Annotated in this window: 17 protein-coding genes; 16 read left to right on the top strand and 1 reads right to left on the bottom strand. The window is 59.6% G+C overall.

Features of this window, described 5'->3' with window-relative positions; genetic code table 11:
* Positions 1–161: 161 nt before the first annotated feature.
* From FTE24_RS16360 to FTE24_RS16335, 6 genes are all read left to right on the top strand, one after another.
* Positions 162–1055 carry a L,D-transpeptidase family protein gene (locus FTE24_RS16360; RefSeq protein WP_415663176.1) on the top strand — a complete coding sequence of 298 codons (894 nt, stop codon included), beginning with the start codon at positions 162–164 and terminating at the stop codon, positions 1053–1055.
* 225 nt (positions 1056–1280) lie between these two features.
* Complete coding sequence (gene aroD, locus FTE24_RS16355) at positions 1281–2039, top strand: type I 3-dehydroquinate dehydratase (RefSeq protein ID WP_150232177.1); 759 nt, start codon at positions 1281–1283, stop codon at positions 2037–2039.
* Between the two features lie 616 nt (positions 2040–2655).
* Positions 2656–3270 carry a hypothetical protein gene (locus FTE24_RS16350; protein ID WP_150232175.1) on the top strand — a complete coding sequence of 205 codons (615 nt, stop codon included), beginning with the start codon at positions 2656–2658 and terminating at the stop codon, positions 3268–3270.
* Positions 3271–4208: 938 nt separating this feature from the next.
* Positions 4209–5180, top strand: a complete 972-nt coding sequence (locus tag FTE24_RS16345) for a nucleotidyltransferase domain-containing protein (protein WP_202111889.1) — start codon at positions 4209–4211, stop codon at positions 5178–5180.
* The gene (locus FTE24_RS16340) at positions 5162–6505 is read left to right on the top strand and encodes a class I SAM-dependent methyltransferase (RefSeq protein ID WP_150232172.1); all 1344 of its coding nucleotides are present in this window, start codon (positions 5162–5164) and stop codon (positions 6503–6505) included. The genes FTE24_RS16345 and FTE24_RS16340 overlap by 19 nt, the downstream gene beginning before the upstream one ends.
* 4 nt (positions 6506–6509) lie before the next feature.
* Positions 6510–9254, top strand: a complete 2745-nt coding sequence (locus FTE24_RS16335) for an AAA family ATPase (RefSeq protein WP_237401799.1) — start codon at positions 6510–6512, stop codon at positions 9252–9254.
* A 727-nt stretch (positions 9255–9981) separates the two neighbouring features.
* Here the strand turns inward: FTE24_RS16335 and FTE24_RS16330 are convergent.
* Positions 9982–11772: a DUF4127 family protein gene (locus tag FTE24_RS16330; protein WP_150232170.1), complete on the bottom strand. Its 1791-nt coding sequence runs from the start codon at positions 11770–11772 to the stop codon at positions 9982–9984.
* A gap of 265 nt (positions 11773–12037) precedes the next feature.
* Here FTE24_RS16330 and FTE24_RS16325 point away from each other — a divergent pair, with 265 nt between their 5' ends.
* From FTE24_RS16325 to FTE24_RS16280, 10 genes are all read left to right on the top strand, one after another.
* The gene (locus tag FTE24_RS16325) at positions 12038–12376 is read left to right on the top strand and encodes a sigma factor-like helix-turn-helix DNA-binding protein (protein WP_150232168.1); all 339 of its coding nucleotides are present in this window, start codon (positions 12038–12040) and stop codon (positions 12374–12376) included.
* Positions 12328–12552 carry a hypothetical protein gene (locus FTE24_RS16320; RefSeq protein ID WP_150232166.1) on the top strand — a complete coding sequence of 75 codons (225 nt, stop codon included), beginning with the start codon at positions 12328–12330 and terminating at the stop codon, positions 12550–12552. The genes FTE24_RS16325 and FTE24_RS16320 overlap by 49 nt, the downstream gene beginning before the upstream one ends.
* Before the next feature lie 110 nt (positions 12553–12662).
* Complete coding sequence (locus FTE24_RS16315) at positions 12663–13088, top strand: MarR family winged helix-turn-helix transcriptional regulator (protein ID WP_160441795.1); 426 nt, start codon at positions 12663–12665, stop codon at positions 13086–13088.
* Between the two features lie 102 nt (positions 13089–13190).
* Positions 13191–14297 carry a YhgE/Pip domain-containing protein gene (locus tag FTE24_RS16310; RefSeq protein WP_237401794.1) on the top strand — a complete coding sequence of 369 codons (1107 nt, stop codon included), beginning with the start codon at positions 13191–13193 and terminating at the stop codon, positions 14295–14297.
* A 228-nt stretch (positions 14298–14525) separates the two neighbouring features.
* A complete protein-coding gene (locus tag FTE24_RS16305) occupies positions 14526–15116 on the top strand; it encodes a TetR/AcrR family transcriptional regulator (RefSeq protein ID WP_150232162.1) in 591 nt (196 codons plus the stop codon).
* A 36-nt stretch (positions 15117–15152) separates the two neighbouring features.
* Positions 15153–15569: an Asp23/Gls24 family envelope stress response protein gene (locus FTE24_RS16300; protein WP_150232160.1), complete on the top strand. Its 417-nt coding sequence runs from the start codon at positions 15153–15155 to the stop codon at positions 15567–15569.
* A gap of 35 nt (positions 15570–15604) precedes the next feature.
* Positions 15605–16201: a GNAT family N-acetyltransferase gene (locus FTE24_RS16295; protein WP_150232157.1), complete on the top strand. Its 597-nt coding sequence runs from the start codon at positions 15605–15607 to the stop codon at positions 16199–16201.
* 128 nt (positions 16202–16329) lie between these two features.
* On the top strand, positions 16330–17217 hold the full coding sequence (locus FTE24_RS16290) for a radical SAM/SPASM domain-containing protein (protein ID WP_141448609.1): 888 nt from the start codon (positions 16330–16332) through the stop codon (positions 17215–17217).
* A gap of 139 nt (positions 17218–17356) precedes the next feature.
* The gene (locus FTE24_RS16285) at positions 17357–17833 is read left to right on the top strand and encodes a GNAT family N-acetyltransferase (protein WP_150232155.1); all 477 of its coding nucleotides are present in this window, start codon (positions 17357–17359) and stop codon (positions 17831–17833) included.
* A gap of 890 nt (positions 17834–18723) precedes the next feature.
* Entirely contained in the window at positions 18724–20136 is a 1413-nt protein-coding gene (locus FTE24_RS16280) for an acyl-CoA dehydrogenase family protein (RefSeq protein WP_150232154.1), read from the top strand.
* Positions 20137–20147 lie beyond the last annotated feature (11 nt).

The following is a 20147-nucleotide window of genomic DNA, read 5'->3' as shown; positions in this document are numbered from 1 at the left end:
CTTGGTTTAGGGTAAAATAGAGCAGCAGCGCTTTTCGGCGGACAGGCGTTGGGAGCAAAAAGAGGCCAAAAGTGCAACTTATGCCGCATAGCTGACGTCTAATGAAAAGAAGCATCTACAGAGTGCCGAGAAGCACGATGCATCAAGAAGGGGGAACCAACATGAAAAATTTGAAAAAATGGACGGCCGCGCTCATGCTCGTGGCTTTGTTCATCGGAAGCTTTTCCTTTGCGGGGTCCGCGCAGGCGGCAGGAAGCGGAGAACAGCTGATCATCATCAACAAAAAGACGAACCAATTGGCCTTTTTCGATAATGGCAAGCTGAATTCCACGTTCCCGGTCGCGACCGGCAAAACGCAGGACCTGACGCCGGAAGGCAAATTCAAGATCGTCAACAAGATCAAGAACCGTCCGTACTACAAAGACAATATCCCGGGCGGCGATCCGAAGAACCCGCTGGGCGACCGCTGGATCGGGCTTGAAGTCGGCAGCACATACGGCACGACTTACGCGATCCACGGCAACAACAACGAGAACTCGATCGGCAAATACGTGAGCGCCGGCTGCATTCGCATGCACACCGACGACATTCACTGGTTGTTCGATCAGGTTAACAAAGGCACGTACGCGGTCATCACTTCGTCGAGCCTGAGCTTTGAGCAGATCGCCGCCAACAACGGCTACTCGCTGAACGGCAACGGAGCGTTCACCGGCAGCGTATTCGTCAACGGCAAGCTCAACACGATGGACGACGATATCATGACGATCGATTCCCGTCTGTACATGCCGCTGCGCGAAGGCTTCGAGATGCTGGGCGGCACGGTTAACTGGAACGCCAAGACGATGACCGTTACGGCCAAAGTCGGCGGCAAGTCGATCGTCCACAAAGCCAAAGCTAAAACGGCGAAAGTGAACGGCAAAGCGGTCAACATGACGGCTTCCCGCTTCGTCGGCAACAAACTGTACATCCCGCTGCGCGACGTCTCCAAACTGTCGGGCTACACGGTCAAATGGTACGGCACCGAAAACGTCGTATCGTTGATCGCGCCCAAGTAAGCGGGACGTTACGATCCGCTTCAAGCGTTCGTTGGTTCGGCCGATGGCCGGACTGCGAAGCCGCCGCCTGTTCCTTCGGGGAACGGGCGGCTTTTTTTGTGTGCTGCCGGAAAGGGAGGCGGGGCGTCGCAACTCCCGCTGGTAATTAACGCGGATATGCGTTACCGTAAAAGAAAGCCTGCGTCATCGCAGAAGGAAAGACCGAACGAAGGGAGCCGAAGCGCAATGAAGGCGATAGTGGAAATCAGGAAGGTGCGCCTGGGCGAAGGCGCTCCGAAAATTTGCGTGTCGATGACCGGCCGCACGCGCGAAGCACTGCGCGAGGAAGCGGCGCTGCTGCGCACGATCGATCTGGATCTCGCGGAATGGCGGGTCGACTTTTTCGAAGGCGTCGACTCGCCCGAAAAGGTGCTGGAGATGCTGGCCGAGCTGCGCCTGCTGCTGGGTCCCGTCCCGCTGATCTTCACGTTCCGCAGCGCGCGCGAAGGCGGACAGCGCGAACTTGCGGCCGACGACTATATCGGCCTGAATGCGGCGGCCGCCGCTTCGGGCCACGCCGACGCGATCGACGTCGAGCTGTTCGCGGGAGACGAAGCGGTGCGCCGCCTCACCGCCGAAGCGCGCCGCTTCGGCGCCGTCTCGATCGTGTCGAATCACGATTTCGACAAGACGCCCCCCGCTGAGGAACTCGCGGCCCGGCTGCGCCGCATGCGGAAGCTGGGCGGCGATGTGCCCAAGATCGCGGTCATGCCGCGCGATCCCGGCGACGTGCTGGCGCTGCTCCAAGCGACGTACGCCGTCAGCTCCGACAATGAGGGCCCGATCATCACCATGTCGATGGGCCGCCTCGGAGCGGTCAGCCGCGTCGCCGGCGGCACCTTCGGTTCCGCGCTGACGTTCGGCGCGGCGAAAAACGCGTCCGCCCCGGGGCAGCTCGCCGCAGCGGACCTGCGCGGCCTGCTCGGCGCGCTGCACGGGGAGTAGCGGGGCCGGCCGGTGCGGCTGGCTGACGGCGGCGGAGCGGGACTTGCCGCCACGTTCGTGCGGCGAACGAGAAGAAGGGAGCGTATAGACGCCGGTGTCCGGCGTTTATACGCTTTTTGGGTTTTGTGCGTGGCGGCGCGTGGCGGGGAAGAGAACGGCTTGGCGTAGGGAGCGGGGAGGTTGGCATGGGAATAGGAGGCGCGGGGGTTGAGCGTTTCTTTCCGCTTGGCGCAGTAAGGGAACGGCTTCCCGCCGAAACACGACGACACGCGGGTGCCGGCAGATTTTTTTTCGCATGTGGGCTCGAAGTATTATAATTGTATTCGCTGCATCCCCTACGCTGACGAAGGCAAAGATGCCAACGCCGGATGTCCTTACGCGAGCACCCGACGTACCGATTATTTTTTGTCTTTATACTGCACTTTGTCTTCGAGTGGGTGTTCCCGTGCGAGCACCCGACGTACCGATATTCGTGCCGGATAATCGCCTTGATTTGGTGAATTTAGGTTGTTTAAAAAATAGATAAAACTTTGTGAAAAATGTTACTTTATCTTGGATAGCCTTGTGATATATTGAACAAAGTAAAGAGAAATCATTCACAAGGGGAGAATTTAACATGAGAAAAGTAGTAAGCTTGGGTCTGGTACTGGGAATCGCGCTGCTGGCAGGCTGCGGCAACAACGAAGCGACGACGGCCACGACGGAAGGCACGCAGAATCCGGCCACGGCGACCGAGACACCAGCCAAGACCGAAACACCGGCTGCAACGGAGACGCCGGCCGCTACGGAAACACCTGAGGCTACCGATGCGCAGACGACCGCTTCGATCGTAAACGACAATGACGGATTCCTGAACGCGATCAGCGCCAAAGGCACCTGGATCATCGCCGCGCTGAACGACCTGAACATCGATCAGGATCTCGTTCTGGACGGACAATTCGAAAATAAAGGCGAACCGGCCCGCAAAATCGCCCTGTACGCGCAGGATGCCGATCGCAACGTCACGGCCCGTTACACGCTGACCGCTCCGAAGATGACCGTAAACAGCGAAAACGCGCGCATCCAAGGCGGCACGTTCAAAGGCGACGTCTACGTGACCGCCGACGGCTTCCAAGTCGTGGACGCGACCGTGGACGGCAACCTGTACTTCTCCACGCAGGCCCAACTCGACGCTTTCAAAATGGAAGACGGCGCGAAAGTCACCGGCGAAACGGCCGTCAAAGCCGAGTAATCTTTGCAAAACGCAGCCGGAACTACCCGGCGCTCGGGGTCCCGAACCGTTTATGGTTCGGGATTTTAGCGTTCCGGCATCTTTATGTTTTGCGGAGCCGCCAACAAATAACCAATCCGTACTAGTCGATTTCCTAAGGAATAACGAATTCGTATCCTGGAAGCCGCTATTGCTTCTTCCGGGCGTGCTAACGAACCCTTCCACGGGGTCCTGTTGGCGAATCCTTCCCGCTGCAACCTGCTAACGAATCCTTATCACGCTATTTGCCTTCTAAAGCCCTTTTATCGATTTTAACGAATCCCTATAACGCTATTTGACCGAAGTTTACTAAAATCGACTTCATAACGCCAAATAAGGATATGACGATTCGTTAAATAATTAAAAAGGCGGAATTTAGAGCAAATAGCGATATGACGATTCGTTGGACGGCTGGGGCGACGCTTGGGACGATGAGGATTGAGGATTGAGGATTGAGGATTGAGGATTGAGGATTGAGGACTGCGTATGGTGGTCAGAGTCATGCGACTCGGCCGGTATAAAAGGCTTTCGACACTTGAAGTCCCGAACCGTTAACGGTTCGGGACTTTTTGCTGCCGCCGATGCGCTCGCCTTGATCGCGGTCCTCCAGCGAGCCATACTTCCGCCAAAGCGCGAAGTATCCGGGCGACTCTCCGACGCCGCCCTCTCGCGAGCCATGCTTCCGCCAAGGCGCGAAGTATACAGGCGATTCTCTAATCGCGCTCCTACCGCGAGCCATACTTACGCCAAGGCGCAAAGTATCCAGGCGATTCTCTGATCGCCATACTTACGCCCTTCCTACCGGTCCCCTTTTCCGGGACAATAAGCCTTAACGAAACGAACAGTCCGGCGCCGTCCGTTCCGCCGCGCGAGCGAATTCGCCGCTGCGGAAGCCGCCGAATCCGAAGGAGGAGAAGACTATGACACGACGCCCTTTTGCCGAGCGCTCCGGCCCGGCCCGGGACCAAGCCGATACCCGCTCCGATGCCGCCCGCGACATCCATCCCGACATCCGTCCCGATGAGGCCCCCGACGCCCGCGCCAATGCCCATCCCTACACCCGCTCTGATGCCCATCCCGACATCCATCCCGACATCCGCACCGAAATCCAAGCCGAACTCTCCCGTATCGAACGGGAAGAGAAGGTCCGCATCCTGTACGCCTGCGAGTCGGGCAGCCGTGCATGGGGGTTCCCTTCGCAGGATAGCGATTACGACGTGCGCTTTCTGTACGTGCGCGAGCCGGACTGGTATTTGTCGATTTTCGAGCGCCGTGACGTGATCGAGCGTCCGATTAGCGACCTGCTTGACGTGAACGGTTGGGATCTGCGCAAAGCGCTGCGGCTGTTCCGTAAAAGCAATCCGCCGCTGCTGGAATGGCTGCAATCGCCGATCGTGTACCGCGAGCTGCCGGAAGCAGCGGCGCAGATTCGCGACTTGGCCGGGCCGTCTTTTTCGCCCAAAGCCTGCATGTTCCACTACCTGCATATGGCCCGCGGCAATTACCGGGATTACCTGCAGGGCGAGACCGTCCGCAGCAAAAAATATTTCTACGTGCTGCGTCCGCTCCTCGCCTGCGCCTGGATCGAACGGTACAACGAGCTGCCTCCAATGACGTTCGACACCCTCAAGGGTACGCTGCTTGCTACCGGCGAACTGAAGACGGCGGTCGAGCAGCTGCTGGAACGCAAAAAATCCGGTATCGAACTGAAGGAAGAACCCCGGATTGAGGTTATTAATCAATATCTGGAAACACAGATCCACTACTATGAGCAGCAAGCCCCGCACCTGCCGGACTCCGGCGAATCGGTCGACGACCGGCTCGATCCGCTGTTTGTGTCCGTGCTGCGCGGCGCCTGGAAGGAGCAGCACCCATGGCCATCGTCCAACTGAGCTCGACGCACCCCGATTTCTCTTTTCTCATTCGCAAAAATCCGTCTACCGGCATGCTGATCCGTCCGATTCGCAAAGGGCTGGCCTACGGCTGGTACGGCGATCCGCAGACGTTCAACGTGTATTTCAAAGACGCGGACAACGAAGTTTCGTACAAACGCAGCGAGCACGAAGAATTCGAATACCTCAACGTATCACGCTACAACACGCCGCTGTTTCCGCTGAACGCGATCAACGAGTTTTTCTCGCATCCGCTCAAGCCCGACGATCGCGACACGGAAGGACATACGCATGCGTTGTTCGTCAATATGGTGCATATCGAGCGCGACCGGTACCTGGACTTTTTTGCCAAGCATTTTCCGGACATCACGTTCGAAGCGACGCTTCTGGCCCACAAAAGCTACAGCCTCAAAATGACGACCAACCGCAATCTCTACGTCCTGCTGCACGCCGCGAGCGTCCTGTTCCTGTTCTTGTCGATGTTCGGCAAAGAGTTTATCGATCTGAACGAATCGGTGGTGGAAAAATACATCCGCAGCCTGAACATCATCGACGCGCCGTTCTATATCCGCAGTCTGTTCGTGCGCAATTTCCTCGGCTCGCGCGCGATGTTCCGCAAATACGCCGCCGAGCTGGAGCGCACCGATCGCTATGATATTCGGTTCGACTTCGGCGGCACGGCATTCCAGCGGCGCAGCGCGATCACGCAGCGGCTGGCGTTCGACAAATCGATTCTGGATATCGGCTGCGGCGAAGGCTTCTATGCGATTCCTTATGCCGCGCGGATCAAGGACGACTACAGTTACTACGCGATCGACGTGAACGACGAAGTATTGGAAGAAACGGTGCGCAAAGCGGAGAAAAAAGAGCTGGATAACCTGATCCCGTTCGCTTCGCTCGCGCAGTTTCTGGACTCGTACAACGGCGAGCAGGTCGACGTGATCCTCACGGAAGTGGTCGAGCATATGGGCACGGAGGAAGCGGCGGCGCTCGTACGTCTTATTTTGAAAAAAGTGAATTTCGACCGTTTCGTGATCACGACGCCGAACGCCGACTTTAACGTCTTCTACGAACTTGAAGGCATGCGGCACGACGACCACGATTGGGAAATGCCGCAGACGGAGTTCCGGGCCTGGATCGGCGAACTTGCGGCCAAGCACGCGGTGCACGCGGAATGGCTGGAGATCGGCGACCGGGTCAACGGAATCGCGACGACGCAGGGCGTGCTGTTCACGCGGCAGTCCGAGATCGATATATTAACGGGAAAATCAGTGGAAAAAGCGACGGGAAAAGGAGGGACGGCAGATGAACGAATCCATGCCTAAAACGCTGGAAATCCGCACGAAAGTGCATACCATCCTCATGCTGATCGGACCGACCGAATGCGGCAAGACGACGTTCGCCGAACGCGTGCTGCTGCCGAAGCTGAAGCTGGAAAATGAAGAACGGGGCCTCCGCGGCAACGTACAGCTGCTGTCGTCCGACCGGATTCGGCAGGAGATGCTCGGCTATGAGTACGACAAATACGACTCGGTCATGCTGGAAGCGAGCGAGCAGACGTTTGCGCTGCTGTTCGAGCGGCTGAAACTTGCGACGACGTTTCCGATCAACGCGGAATTCGTGATCGTCGATACGACCGGCCTGTCCGAAGATTTTCGGCAGCAGGTGCGGGCAATCGCGCAGGAGAACCATTACAACGTCGAAGCGATCGTGTTCGATTACCGCAAACGCAGCGATTATTACGCGTCGGAGCGCTCGAAGCGGCTGATCTCGACCCATATCAACCGGCTCAAAAAAGACGTACTGCCGGCGCTGGCGAGAGAAGGCTACGACGCGGTGCATCGGGTCAAAGCGAAAGACTTCGGCGCTGCCGAACCGGCAGGGACAGGGACGGTGGAGACGGCAGGTCCGGCAGATCCAGCAGATCCGATAGCGGCAGCGGCGGCAGAGGCGACAGGGGCTGCGAAAATTTCGGGGAGCGCAGGAGAAGAAGCCGGTTCGGCTTCTTCGGGAGTATCCGCTTCTTCGGAAGAGTCGACCGGGTATACCGTCGTCGTCGAGAATGAGGAGTCCTACGTCGACTGCATCCTGCCGCAGGGCCGCGGTTCCATCGTAATCGGCGACGTGCACGAGAGCGTGGACGCGCTTCGGGGACTGCTGCTCGATTACGGCTGCACGTTCGAAGACGGACAGCTGATCCTGCCGGAGAAGCTGGCGGATACGGACTTTATTCTGGCCGGCGACTGGATCGACAAAGGCAAACGGACACGCGAGACGATCGAGTTCCTGCATGCGAACCGCAAGCATTTTCTGCTGGTCAAAGGCAACCACGAGAACTTCGTGTACAAATATCTGCGCGGCGAAATTTCCGGCGTGGACGGCGAACTGCTCGACAGCTACTTCGATTCGATCCCGGTTCTGCAAGAAGACGAAGCGCTGCGCGCCAAGTTCGACGAGCTGGTCGAAGCTTCGCGGCCGTTCTATCGCCGGATCGGCGTCGGCGAAGGGCAGCCATCCTTCTACGTCACGCACGCGCCGTGCGAGAACAAATATATCGGCAAGCTCGACGCCTATGCGCAGCGCCATCAACGCACGTTCCGGCTGCGCCCCGACCTGCCGAAGGAAGAACAGCTGGCCTTTCTCCAGCGGGACGCCGTCGGCAATTACCCGTATCACCTGTTCGGCCACGTCGCCGCGAAGCAGGCGTTCCGGCTCAAGAACAAGCTGCACCTCGATACCGGCGCGGTGCACGGCAATCTGCTGACTTCGGTCAGCATGGGCTACAAGCCGTTCTTCAAATCGCACAAATCCGCGAACGCCGCGATTTCCGAAGAACTGCACATGCTGTTCGCGTATCAACGCCGCATTCAGCCTCGCGAGCTGAGCGATGAAGACCTGCGCCGCCTGCGCTATATCTCGCGCCACAAGATCAACTTCGTCTCCGGCACGATGTCGCCGTCCGACAAAGACCTGGGCGCCGGCGAACTGGAATCGCTGCGGCGCGGGCTGGATTATTTCCGCGGCCACGGCGTCCGCGAAGTGGTGCTCCAGCCCAAATACATGGGCTCGCGCTGCAATCTGTATCTGCATCGCTCGCCGGAAGAGAGCTTCGCCGTCAGCCGCAACGGCTACAAGATCAAGAGCGTGGATCTGACGCAGATCCACGCGGCGCTGATCGAACGCTTCGGCTCCTATATGGAGGAGCAGGGGATCAGGCTGCTGATCCTCGACGGCGAATTGATGCCGTGGCACGCGCTCGGCGAAGGGCTGATCGAGCGGCAGTTCCGCCCGATCGGCGAAGCGCTCAAGAGCGAACTGTCTTTCCTGCGCGAGCAGGGCTTCGAGCAGGCGCTGGACCGCCTGACTTCGGACTATGAAGAGAGCGGATTCGGCGTCGACCGTATCCATTCGTCCAAAGCGAAGCTAAGCGAGAAATACGGCAGCGGTACGTACCAGACGTACAAATACGTGCATGACATCCTCCAGGCGCGCATGCCGCTGGACGTCCATGAAGAAGCGCGCGCCGTCTACGAGCGCCAGCTCGGGCTGTACGCGCAGGCGGGCGAAGCGGCTTACAAGCCGTTCGGCCTGCTCAAGATCGTGTACGCCGACGGCCGCGAAGAACTGCCGGGCTTGACGCGCAAGCAGTCCGACCTGTACGCGTTCCTGTCCGGCGACAGCCTGCTGACGCTCGATCTGGCGGCGGACGACGCTTACGAACGGGCCGCGTCGTTCTTCGGCGAGCTGACGTCCGAGCGCGGCATGGAAGGCGTCGTCATCAAGCCGGAGCTTCCGCAAGGCGGCGTCGCGCCGAACATGAAAGTGCGCAACGCCGATTACCTGAGCATCGTGTACGGCTACGATTACCGCTTCCCGCACAAATACGCCAAGCTGATCAAGCAGAAAAGTATCCAGCGCAAGCTGCGCACCTCGATCGAGGAGCACCGCCTCGGCCTGCGCATGCTGTCCGTCCCGATCGACGACATCTCGCCCGAGCACGCGGAATACCGCGAAGCCGCTTCGGACCTGCTGTTCGAAGTGGCGGGGGAGAAAGAGATCGATCCGCGGTTGTAGCGATTTAGGACTGTAGAGCTGTAGAATCCGGATTAACGTTAGGCGAATCAACGGCAGGCGGACATTTATTTTGCATGAAAAGACGCCGGGCTGACCTTTAGTTGCGAGAATACACTTATTTTGCATGAAGAGTCGATGGGAAGAGCATTAATTGCGAAAATACACTTATTTTGCGGAAAACGGGCGTTTTTGACGGCTGGATGCGGAAATAGCTGTCCTCTCGCAATTATTTCGCGCGGAGAGGACAGATGGAGGGAAATAACTGTTCTCTCGCAATTATTTCGCATAGAGAGGACAGGTAGAAGGCAATAATGTTCTTTACGCCGTTATTTCGCCCTGGTCCGATGCAGACATGTCGAACAAAAAGACCGTTCTCGCGCCGCTCCTTTTTCCGCTCTCATGCCAGTCCGTCCGCCTATCTGCGTCCTCCGTCGTTCATTCTCTATCCTCTTTTCCAGCAAAAAAAGCCGAAACAAAAAAACCTCGAATCCCCTGGCGGGATTCGAGGTTTTGATTTGTCCGGCTGCGAAGCTTGTTGCGCTGCGAGGCGTGCGGGTTGTCGCAGCCTGCTTCCGGGCGAGAAGTTTGCCTGATCGCCCAGCCCGCCTTATCGGGCCTAGCTCTATCGTCCAGCCCGCCTGATCGCGAAGCTCGCTCCCGGCCTTATCGCCCAACCCGCCTTATAGCGATTCCCGTCCGCTTCCGCCTCCGCTTCCGCGCACAGCCTTTACTGGCAGGCGCCCTGCGAAGTGCGCTCTAGGTCGATCTCCGGGGCGAGCGTGATCTCGAACGCGCGCCACCAGATGAAGTTCGGGTTGTTCTCCGGCAGCAGCGCGGCGGCGTACTGCGCGTAGCGCCAGTCGCGGGAGTTCGGGCCCGCTTCGCCTTCGGGAACGCCGAAGCGGCGAATGGCGCAGGCGGGAGCGCTCGTGCCGATGCCAAAAGCCGGCATGGCGGCCAGTTCGTTCGTACGCGTCTGCATGTCGGTGCGCAGCAGCTGCGTCAGGAAGTCGTAATCTTCCGGCGTGTTGAAGATGCGCATGTTCTGGTCGGCCGTCACGTTCGTGTACGGCGTGCGGGCGCGCGATTCGGTGCGGATCACGCCGATCTCAAGCGACTTGTACGAATAGTCTTTGAGGAAACGCTTGAACAGCAGCGAGCCGTGCGCGTCGAGCGCGAGGCCGAGCGGGCGTTCCTGGGTTTCTTTTTTGAGGAAAAAGAAACGGGACAGCGCCATGCCGAGCGACATGCCGATCTTGTTGCCGGCCGTGTTCCACGCGCTGTAGCCGAGCAGGCTGCCGGTCGCCGGCGAATTCAGCAGCACCGGCGTCACGACGAGGCCGGCCGAGCCGCCGCGCGTGAAGTCGACGACAAGCGTCGGAATCTGCGCCGCGCGGTTCGCTTCGAGATGCGCGACCGCTTCGCCGATCACGTCTTCGCCTGTCAGCGCGACGAGTTCCAGCTCGAACGGCGTATCCGCCGCTCCGGCCGGCGGCGCGATCGGCGAACGTCCGTCACTGACGTACGTGCCGCCCGCGATATCGATATGCCGCAGAATATTGCGGTGCACGTCCATATATTCGTACGGATTGACGATCTCGGCTCCGTCCCGGCCGAAGTAACGCACGGCGACGACCGGCTTCGCGGGTGCCGCATGCAGGCGGGCGGCCATTCGTGCCATGAGCACGTGGCCGAGTCCGTCGGCGTCCGGCAGAATCACGGCGCGATCCGGGTTCTGGCCTTCGCTGCCGCCGAGCCATTCGTCGATACGCGCTTCGATCCAGTCGATCTCGTTCGCCTGCACGCCCTGCGTGGAAGCGTCGTCCACGCCGATTGCGGCGAAGTCGATACCCGCGTCGCGTACGAGCGTCTCCAGCACGCGGCGGTTCGTTTTGAACTTGTGGCGGCGCGCGTTGTAATACCGCTCTTTGTTCAGGTAGATCGTGTCTTCGTACGGCGTACCGTCCGGCTTCAGGTCGTACCCGGCCAGAATGGCGTCGAAGTCGGTCTGCGCAAGCCGCGGCTTCATCGTCAGCGCCCGCGATTCGTTATACACTTCGATGCTGAGCCCTTCCGCCATCGTCGTCGTGGCGAGGCGCATGACGGTATCGAGCAGGAAGACCGGCTTGTTCGGGTAATCGCGCTTCAGCCCGGCGACCGTGTCCAGCAGCGAGTCGACGGCCGGATCGTAATTCGGGTACTCGCCCCCGGCATCGTCTCGCAGCCGCCGGCTGCCGATCAGTCCGCCGTACACGAGCATGTCGGTCGAGATGATGAAGCCGTCGGCCGCCGCCGCATGCTGCCGCAGAAACTGCTGCACGCCGGCGGGATCGCCGTAAGACGCGCCGCTCGTGCCGACGACTTCGGTGCCTTCGATCTGTCCCGTGTCGTCCATCCGGTTGCGGATGACCGACGCTTCCGGCGTCAGCACTTCGAGACCGGCCGCTTTGCCCTGCAAAATAACGTCGTCGAGATTGGCCGGACGGTCGTCCAGCGGTACGTACACTACTTTTTTCATCGTAAAATCTCCTTTTAGGTTCGATTCGGCTTCTGCGCCGTGCGACGGAAAATTCCGCCTTCACAAAGAAAGGAGGAAATTCGGCGCTTTTTACAACCGGCTGCGAAAATTTTTTTTGGCTCGAAAAAAACCCCTCTATCGGTATGTACGTCTTTTCCGATCAAACGTTGTGCCTTTTTGGAAAATGATTCTATCCAAATGGCAAAGTTTATATTATGATAAGAGCGAACGTTTGTTCCGATTTGAAGCAACAGGAGGGATTGCCTTGACCGAAGACACGATCGAGCATTACCGGATGGAACTGCGGCGCGCCGCTTGGCGCTTCCGCTACAAGCAGAGGATTCGCGGACGAAACGAAAGATCCGGGCTCGAAGAGGACGAACGGAACCGGGCGGCGGAACCGTGTGTCCTCGAAGCGGAACGCTCGGCGCGCGAATACGTCGGACTGATTCCTTTTGACAAAGGCCGGCACGTCATCCGAGCGCTGTTTCTGGAAGGAAGAACGGAAGCCGAGACGGCGCAGAGCCTTCGGATCAGCCAGCAGGGGGTGAGCAAATGGAAACGCAAATCGCTGGAGCATCTGCGCCGGACGTTGAATTCCTGAACCTGCTGAAGCGATCGAGAGCGGGAGACCGCGGCGCGCTGATGCGGGTGGTCGAGCTGCTCGAACCGGATATTGCGGAGCTGAGCCGGGGCATGCAGATGGAGCGGAGCGACGCCATGCAGACGCTCCGCACGGAGCTGATCGGACTCGTGCTGCGCCGGCCGGACGAAATTTAAGTTGACTTTCCGGCGATTTGCCCGATATAATAGCGTGTGCAATAAATGCACATGCAACTATATCGGCGAATCGCACGACGGAAACGTTCGAACGCCTGAGGAGAATGCGCATGGACCATCAAGCCGATACGCTTGGCTTCCTGCTGTCGCGAACTTATCTGGCCTATGCCAAAGCGGCCGGCAAGATCACGGCCGGGGCAGACATGACGCCCGAACAGTACGGCGTGCTGCACAGGCTGACGCTGGCCGACGGCATTTCGCAGAAAAAGCTGGCCGCGATCCACTCGCGGGATCAGACGTCGATCAGCAAAGTGCTGGACAAGCTCGAACACAAAGAGATGATCGTGCGGCGCGGCAATCCGACCGACCGGCGCAGCGTGCTCGTGCATTTGACGGACAAAGGTCGGGATGTCGAACGGATGCTGACCCCGCTGATGGAAGCGAGCAACGCGGAAGCGATCGAAGGATTGACGGAAGAAGAGTTGAATTTGTTCATTCGGGTACTGAACCGAATTTTCGGGAATGTATCCGGATGACTTTTTTTGTCCAAATAGATGCACATTCAACCATTTAAATTTGAGTCACTGTGAAGCATGAATCGAAGCAGGAACGACTTACAAGAGGAGAGAATTTTTTTCATGAAACAAGCTTTCAAGACCATGATGAGCATTACGACGACCCGGGTCGGGATCGTCTTCGCGCTGTTCGTACCGCTGCTGTTCGTCCTGCTGTGGATGACCGGCTACGACGGCGCGACGCAGCGGATCGACCGTCTGCAGGCTGCCGTCGTCAACGAAGCGGGCGCAGCCGGCGAGAAGATCTCGCAGAACCTCGCCGATTCCGCTCCGTTCGGCACGACCGCCGTCGCGAATCTGGACCAGGCCAATTCGGCGATGGACGCCGGAGATTACGCGATGGTCATTCGCATCCCGGCGGATTTTGAATCGGCCCTGCGCGGCGGTTCCGCCGAATTGACCTACTACATCAATCAGGGCACGTCCCAGGTGGCGGCCGCGATGATGGAAGGCGCCGCGACGAAGATCACCGACGGCATGAACGCGGCGGTATCGGGCGGAGTGGCCGCTGCGCCAATTCGGGCCGAAATCGTCAAAACGCACGAACAGAGCAACTTTGCCGTCACGATGCTGCCGATGATCCTCGGCTTCATTCCGTACATCGCGATGATGACGATGAATATCCAGTTCAACATCACCGCGCAGATCATGAAGCACCGCACCGGCAAATGGGCGATTTTCTGGAGCCGCCAGCTGCTGCTTCTGCTGATCTGCGTCGCCGCTCCGCTCGTGATCGTGCTTGTGTCGCGGCTGTTCGCCGAACCGGCCTCTTCGCTGTGGAGCCTGTGGCTGCTGCTGAGCCTCGTCTTCCTGGCGAGCGCCTGCCTGACGCAGATGAGCTTTGCGCTGCTGGGCAACGCGGCTCCGCTGTTCAATGTCGCGCTCGTGCCGATCCAGCTTATGACGGCGGGCAATATCATCCCGGCCGATATGCTGGCGCCGTTCTATCGTCATCTGGGCAGCTTCCTGCCGGCGCCGAACGGTATTCAGGGCTTTATGCGCCTGATCTACAACGGGGACGGAGCCGGCACATTCATGCTGCATCTGCTGCTGATCGCGCTCGTCACCTGGGCGATTACGCTGCTGCGCGTCCGGCTGCAGCCGGACAATCCGGCACCGGCCGCTGCCGGGCAGGCAGGCGCTCCGGGCCGACCGGCCGCGTCGCACTGATTCCATAAGGCAAAGCGCTATGCGCAGCCTCGGCTTGTTCTTCATTCGAAGCGGGTACTCTCCAGCAGAGTGCCCGCTTTTTTGCGCCTACCATTAAGGGTACAGGACTCGTACGCGAAGTTGATTTCGGTGAACGGAGCGGTTAAAATGAGGGAAGAGGTGATAGTTTATACTATCAAAAGATAGCTTGTCGTATCTCCCGGTGGAATGCGAGAAGGAGGAGGCGTCATGAGAAAAACATCGGTGCCGGCCCGGCCGGCTCAACCGAATCAGATCCGCATGAATCATATTCTGGACACGGCGACCGGACTGCTGATCGAGAAGCCGAACGCTTCGCTGAACGAGATCGCGCAGCAGGCCGGTATCGGCATCGCGACGCTGCACCGTTACGTGGAGAGCCGAGAGCAGCTGATGGTCCGGCTGGGCTTCCGGGCGATCGAAGTCGTTCGGACCGCGATCGCGGGCGTGGCGTTCGACGAGGAGCAGGCGGAACGTTACGTGACCGACTTGATCGAAGCGCTCGTGCCGCTTGGCGACAAAGTACATTTTCTCGTGCACGACGCTTCGGTCAACGAAAATCCGGAGATCGAGCAAGCGTACGAGAAGCTGCGGCAGCCGGTCATGGAAGCGTTCGAGCGGCTGCGCGAGCGGGGCGTCTTCCGGGCGGAACTGCAGCCGGAATGGATGTGGGGCACGGCGTATTCGCTGCTGTTTCTGGCGTGGGAACAGATCCGGGCGGGTGTGCTCGCGCCCCGCGCGGCGGTCAGCCTCGTGGCGGATACGCTGTGCAGGGGACTCGGGCCCGATGGACGTCGATAACCTATTCGGGCCTGCGGCCCTCAAGGAGGACGAAGCATGAAGATCGAGACGGGTTACGGGCATATTCGAGTGGCGGAGAAAGCGCTGCGCAAGATCGTGGCCGGCGCGCTGGCGCAGACGGAAGGGATCGTGATCGAAGGGATCGCGCTTGAAAAAAAGAGTCCGAAGGAAGACGGTTCAACCGCCTCTTCGGACCGGCTGCGCGCAGCCGCCAAAAGCGGCCGTATCGCGCTGCATCTTCGCGACCGCTTCCTCGACGTCGAGCTTCGGATCGACGTGCGCTTCGGTGCGCGCATTCCCGAAGTGTGCCGGCAGCTCAAGCACAATGTCGGCACGGGCATCGAGACGCTGACCGGACTTGCGGTCGGCACGGTGACGATCGTCGTCGAGAATCTGATCGGACGGCGGATCGACCGCGGCGAAGGACATCTGGATATGCGGCCGGGAATTTGATCTTTTTTAGACAGACATAAGGAGAGTGTAGATACATGCCGAACATCGTAAAAGCCGATCCCCGTTCGACGGTCGGCGCCAAGCTGCTCATGATGGCCATGGGTCAAACGGCTCATGCGCTGATCGGCAGCCGCGACGTCCGGACGGTGGAACGCGTCATGCGCAAGCTGTGGCGCGCGGATCGCAACCGCTTCAGCCACGAATACGCGTACGAAGCCAAGCACGGAGACGAGACGATGGGCGTCGTTACCTGCTGCCCCGCTTCCCGGTTGGAGCAGTTGGCCTGGCCGACGTTCACCCGGCTGCTGGCTTACCGCAAGCTTCCGCTGATTGCGTACCATCTGCTTCATCCGCGCCAACTGCTTGCGCTGACCGGCCTGAAGGAAGGACTCGGCGACGAATTCCATATCGCGGCGCTGGCGACCCTGCCGCACGGACGCGGTCTGGGAATCGGCTCGAAGTTGATCGCTTTTGCCGAAGAAGAGGCGCTGCGCCAGCGCTTCACCGCCTGCTCGCTGACGGTCAGCCTCGGCAACCCGGATGCCCGGCGGCTGTACGAGCGACTCGGCTACCGGGTAACGGACGAGCTGCCCGGCCTGTCGCTGCAGCGGATGCGCAAAGCGCTCATTTGACCGCCTGCCCGTGCGGGGCGGGCTTTTGCTGCCGGATTCGGGAGAATGGTTCGTTTCGGGGGTTGAGCTTTTGCTCCCCGGAACACATAATAGACACAGAACCTACACCGGAAATGGAGCGTCAACTTTTGAAAACATTCAAAAAAGTATATATCGAAATTACGAGCGTCTGCAATCTGTCCTGCCACTTCTGTCCACCGACGGCGCGTCAGGCGAAGTTTATCAAGCCGGAGACGTTCGCGCAGATTTTGGACAAAATCGATCCGCATACGAACCACATCTACCTGCATGTCAAAGGCGAACCGCTGCTGCATCCCAAAATCGACGTCCTGCTCGATTTGGCGCACGAGCGCGGCTTCAACGTCAACATCACGACGAACGGCACGCTGATCGCCAAAAACCGCGACAAGCTGCTGGGCAAGCCGGCGCTGCGCCAGATGAACTTTTCGCTGCACAGCTTCGACGGCCATGCCGGTTCGACCGACCGCAACGGTTACCTGGCCGATATCCTGTCGTTCGTGCGCGACGCTTCGCAGCATGAAGTGTCCGGCAAGCTGATCTTCTCGTTCCGCCTGTGGAACCTGACCGAAGACAATATGACCAACGCCGCGCGCAGCCGCAATCGCGAGACACTGGAACTGATTGAGCGCGAATACGCATTGGATTACCGGATCGAGGAACGGTTCGAGCGCGGCAAAGGGCTCAAAGTATCGGGCAACGTCTACCTGAACCAGGACCACGAGTTCCAATGGCCGAGCCTGAGCGCGCCCGAAGACGACGGCAAAGGCTTCTGCCACGCGCTGCGCAGCCATGCGGCCATTCTGGTCGACGGCACCGTCGTGCCCTGCTGCCTGGACGGCGAAGGCGTGATCAATCTCGGCAACGTGCTGGAGCAGGAATTTTCCGAGATCGTCGAGAGCAAGCGCGCCAACGATCTCGTCTACGGTTTTTCCCGCCGCGAAGCGGTGGAAGAGCTGTGCCGCAAGTGCGGATACCGCAAAAGATTCGGGGCTTGACGGCGGATTGGAACGCAGGACGGACGCGGGGACGCCCTGCCGAGCGATGGGCAGGGCGGAGTGAGGCGGCGAGCTGCCAAGCGGTAGTCGAGGCGGAGCCGCGATCCGAAAAGGGATAAGCGAAAGGAGGCTGGCAGAGATGCATCAGGTGACGTTGACGCCGATAGGCGCCGCAGAATTCGACGTGTTTCTGGCACGGTCCATCGCGGAATACGCGCAGGACAAGGTCAAGGCCGGCGCCTGGACGGAAGAAGAAGCGTTGGAGCGTTCCGCGGAGAGTTACCGGGGTTATTTTCCGGAAGGAGCGGCGACTCCGAATCAGCATGTCTACCGGATTCTCGCAGAAGACAAGTCGTCCGACGTCGGCTGCGTCTGGATCAGCCTGTCGGATGCGCCGGCAGGGAAGCAGGCTTTTGTATACGAGTTTTTTATCGACGAGTCCTGCCGCAATCAAGGATACGGCCAAGCCGCCATGCGGGCGCTCGACGATACGGCGCGCTCGCTCGGAGCGGTCTCGATCGGGCTGCACGTATTCGGGCATAATGCCACCGCGCTGCACGTATACCGCAAAGCCGGCTACGAGGTGACCGATTACAAAATGGCCAAAAGACTATAAAGGCAATTTCAGTATGTCCGAAAACCCGACTTTCCCTACGGAAACTTGGGTTTTTTGGCGTATTCGGGATGTGTGAAATAGCGGCTTCCGGAGTCTGGAGTGGAGGTTAGCCGAACTTGAAGCCGGGGGTTCGGCGTACTCGGGTCAGCCTAATTGCATACCGACTGTGTCCAAGCATACGCCCGCCAATATTCAACCTGCGTACCCGCTGTACCCAATCGTGCGCCGCCAACATCCAATCCGCATCCCCATCACGCCCCACGCGGTACGTAACGAATCCTCCTATCGCTATTTGCCGATATTCGGCCTTTTTCTAAATCTAACGAATCGCTGTATCCTTATTGGCCCGAAAAAGGCCGATTTAAAGCAATTCAGGCCCAATAGCGTTATCACGATTCGTTAGTTTGGAAAAAAGCGCGTTAAAACCAAAATAGCGTGACTACGGTTCGTTACGGTCGGCGCAGAAGCGAACGAGCCCAAGCGCCAATATCAGGCTAATGATTCTTCGGAATCCCGAATCTCGAGGAATCTCGCGGCTTTAATCCTCCCGCCGCTTCAAGCCCACTGACGCTCCAAGCATCCCGCGGCTTCAGGAATCCAGAACGTCAAGCTTCCCGTATCCCCGAGCGCTACGCACCGCACATCCGGTCTCTCCAAACATTCCGCAGCACCTCGCATTCTGCACCCCGCACTCTGCACGGCCCCGCGTATACCCCAGTACCCCGCATCCTGCACCGCGCCCGCACATATCCCCCTCAGCCCCGGCACCGCGCCTCCCTTCCAAACAGATCTTCTACCGAAATTCCGAGTCCGGTGCTTTGCTTTCGCGTTCTCGGTTTCTTTATAATAGAAGGAAATCAGGAACAGGCAGACAGAAAGGATGAGCGGCATTGAGAAAAAAAGCGATCGACGCCTTTGTCAGAAACGAACGGGAAGAGAAGCTTGCGGTCTGGGCGGACGAATTGGCGGGACGTTTTGCGAAGCGTGCCGCGAAGCATGATCGGGAAGGGTCGTTTCCGTTCGAAAACTTCGAGGAATTGAGAGCCGGCGGTTACGCCAAGCTGACGCTGTCGGAAGAGCAGGGTGGCGACGGCGTGTCGCTGTACGAATGGCTGCTCGTGCAGGAGCGTCTTGCGCGCGGGGACGGTTCGACCGCGCTCAGCGCGGGCTGGCACGGAGGCATGATGCTGCATTACCGCGAGACGGACATTTGGCCGGAACCGGGCTATGCGGATTTTTGCCGGGATGTGGCGTCTTCGGGCGCGATGATCAACAAGTTTGCGAGCGAGCGCGCGACCGGCAGCCCGACGCGTGGAGGCCGCCCGCAGACGACGGCGGTTCGCGTCGAAGGCGGCTGGACGCTGACCGGACGCAAGACGTACAGCACGCTCAGTCCGCTGCTGACGGACTATATCGTCAGCGCCGGGATCGAGAATTCGCCGGAAGTCGGCGATTTTATTATCCGGCTCGGCGCACCGAGCCGTAAAAACGGCAATGCCGCCTCTTCCTCCGCCGACGCCACCACAGCCTCTGACGCAACCACCACAGCCTCTGACGCCGCAGCCTCCGCTGCGCCGGAACCTCAGCCCGAACGTCAGGCGCCGGCATCTTCGCCGTTTGCTCACGGCGGGGTCGCGCTGCCCGATCTCGCCGAGATCGCGCGGCGCGCCGAAGCGTCCGAGCGCCGCGCGGCCGACCTGCGGGCAGCCGCGGGTGTCACGCTGGAGGAGACATGGGACACGCTCGGCATGCGCGCCACCGGCAGTCACGACATCGTGCTGGATCGCGTGTTCGTGCCCGACGAACAGGTGATGGGCATCTACGCGCCCGGGCAGGCCAAAGGCGGGATCGACGACGGAGACGGCTGGATGCTGCATATTCCGGCCTGCTATCTCGGCATCGCGTACGCGGCGCGGGATTACGCGCTGAACTTCGCCAAAAACTACACGCCGAACAGCCTCAAGGAACCGATCGCGACGCTGCCTCATATCCGGCAGTGGATCGGGCAGATCGACAGCGAGCTGCGCCTGGCGCGTACGGCGCTGTACGATATTGCCGATCGCTGGGATACCCGGCCGGAGGAGCGGTCTTCCATGCGGCCGGAATTCGGCTGGGTCAAGTACAATGCGACCCATCTTGCCGCGCAGGTCGTCGACAAGGCGATGAAGATCGTCGGCGGCGCAAGCTTGTCGCGCAGCCTGCCGCTGGAGCGGTATTACCGCGACGTGCGGGCCGGCCTGCACAATCCGCCGATGGAAGACGCCGTGCTTCAGATGCTGGCGCGTACCGCGCTGGAAGAATGATCGGCGTCCGG

Source organism: Saccharibacillus sp. WB 17 (genome assembly GCF_008634075.2).
Lineage (GTDB): Bacteria > Bacillota > Bacilli > Paenibacillales > Paenibacillaceae > Saccharibacillus > Saccharibacillus brassicae.
This window is presented reverse-complemented; position numbering and strand designations above follow the sequence as displayed.

Excerpts from the sequence above, each read along its gene's own strand:
- FTE24_RS16360 (WP_415663176.1), top strand. The coding sequence starts at position 162 with ATGAAAAATTTGAAAAAATGGACGGCCGCGCTCATGCTCGTGGCTTTG.
- aroD (WP_150232177.1), top strand. The coding sequence starts at position 1,281 with ATGAAGGCGATAGTGGAAATCAGGAAGGTGCGCCTGGGCGAAGGCGCT.
- FTE24_RS16350 (WP_150232175.1), top strand. The coding sequence starts at position 2,656 with ATGAGAAAAGTAGTAAGCTTGGGTCTGGTACTGGGAATCGCGCTGCTG.
- FTE24_RS16345 (WP_202111889.1), top strand. The coding sequence starts at position 4,209 with ATGACACGACGCCCTTTTGCCGAGCGCTCCGGCCCGGCCCGGGACCAA.
- FTE24_RS16340 (WP_150232172.1), top strand. The coding sequence starts at position 5,162 with ATGGCCATCGTCCAACTGAGCTCGACGCACCCCGATTTCTCTTTTCTC.
- FTE24_RS16330 (WP_150232170.1), bottom strand. The coding sequence starts at position 11,772 with ATGAAAAAAGTAGTGTACGTACCGCTGGACGACCGTCCGGCCAATCTC.
- FTE24_RS16320 (WP_150232166.1), top strand. The coding sequence starts at position 12,328 with ATGGAAACGCAAATCGCTGGAGCATCTGCGCCGGACGTTGAATTCCTG.
- FTE24_RS16315 (WP_160441795.1), top strand. The coding sequence starts at position 12,663 with ATGGACCATCAAGCCGATACGCTTGGCTTCCTGCTGTCGCGAACTTAT.
- FTE24_RS16310 (WP_237401794.1), top strand. The coding sequence starts at position 13,191 with ATGAAACAAGCTTTCAAGACCATGATGAGCATTACGACGACCCGGGTC.
- FTE24_RS16305 (WP_150232162.1), top strand. The coding sequence starts at position 14,526 with ATGAGAAAAACATCGGTGCCGGCCCGGCCGGCTCAACCGAATCAGATC.
- FTE24_RS16300 (WP_150232160.1), top strand. The coding sequence starts at position 15,153 with ATGAAGATCGAGACGGGTTACGGGCATATTCGAGTGGCGGAGAAAGCG.
- FTE24_RS16295 (WP_150232157.1), top strand. The coding sequence starts at position 15,605 with ATGCCGAACATCGTAAAAGCCGATCCCCGTTCGACGGTCGGCGCCAAG.
- FTE24_RS16285 (WP_150232155.1), top strand. The coding sequence starts at position 17,357 with ATGCATCAGGTGACGTTGACGCCGATAGGCGCCGCAGAATTCGACGTG.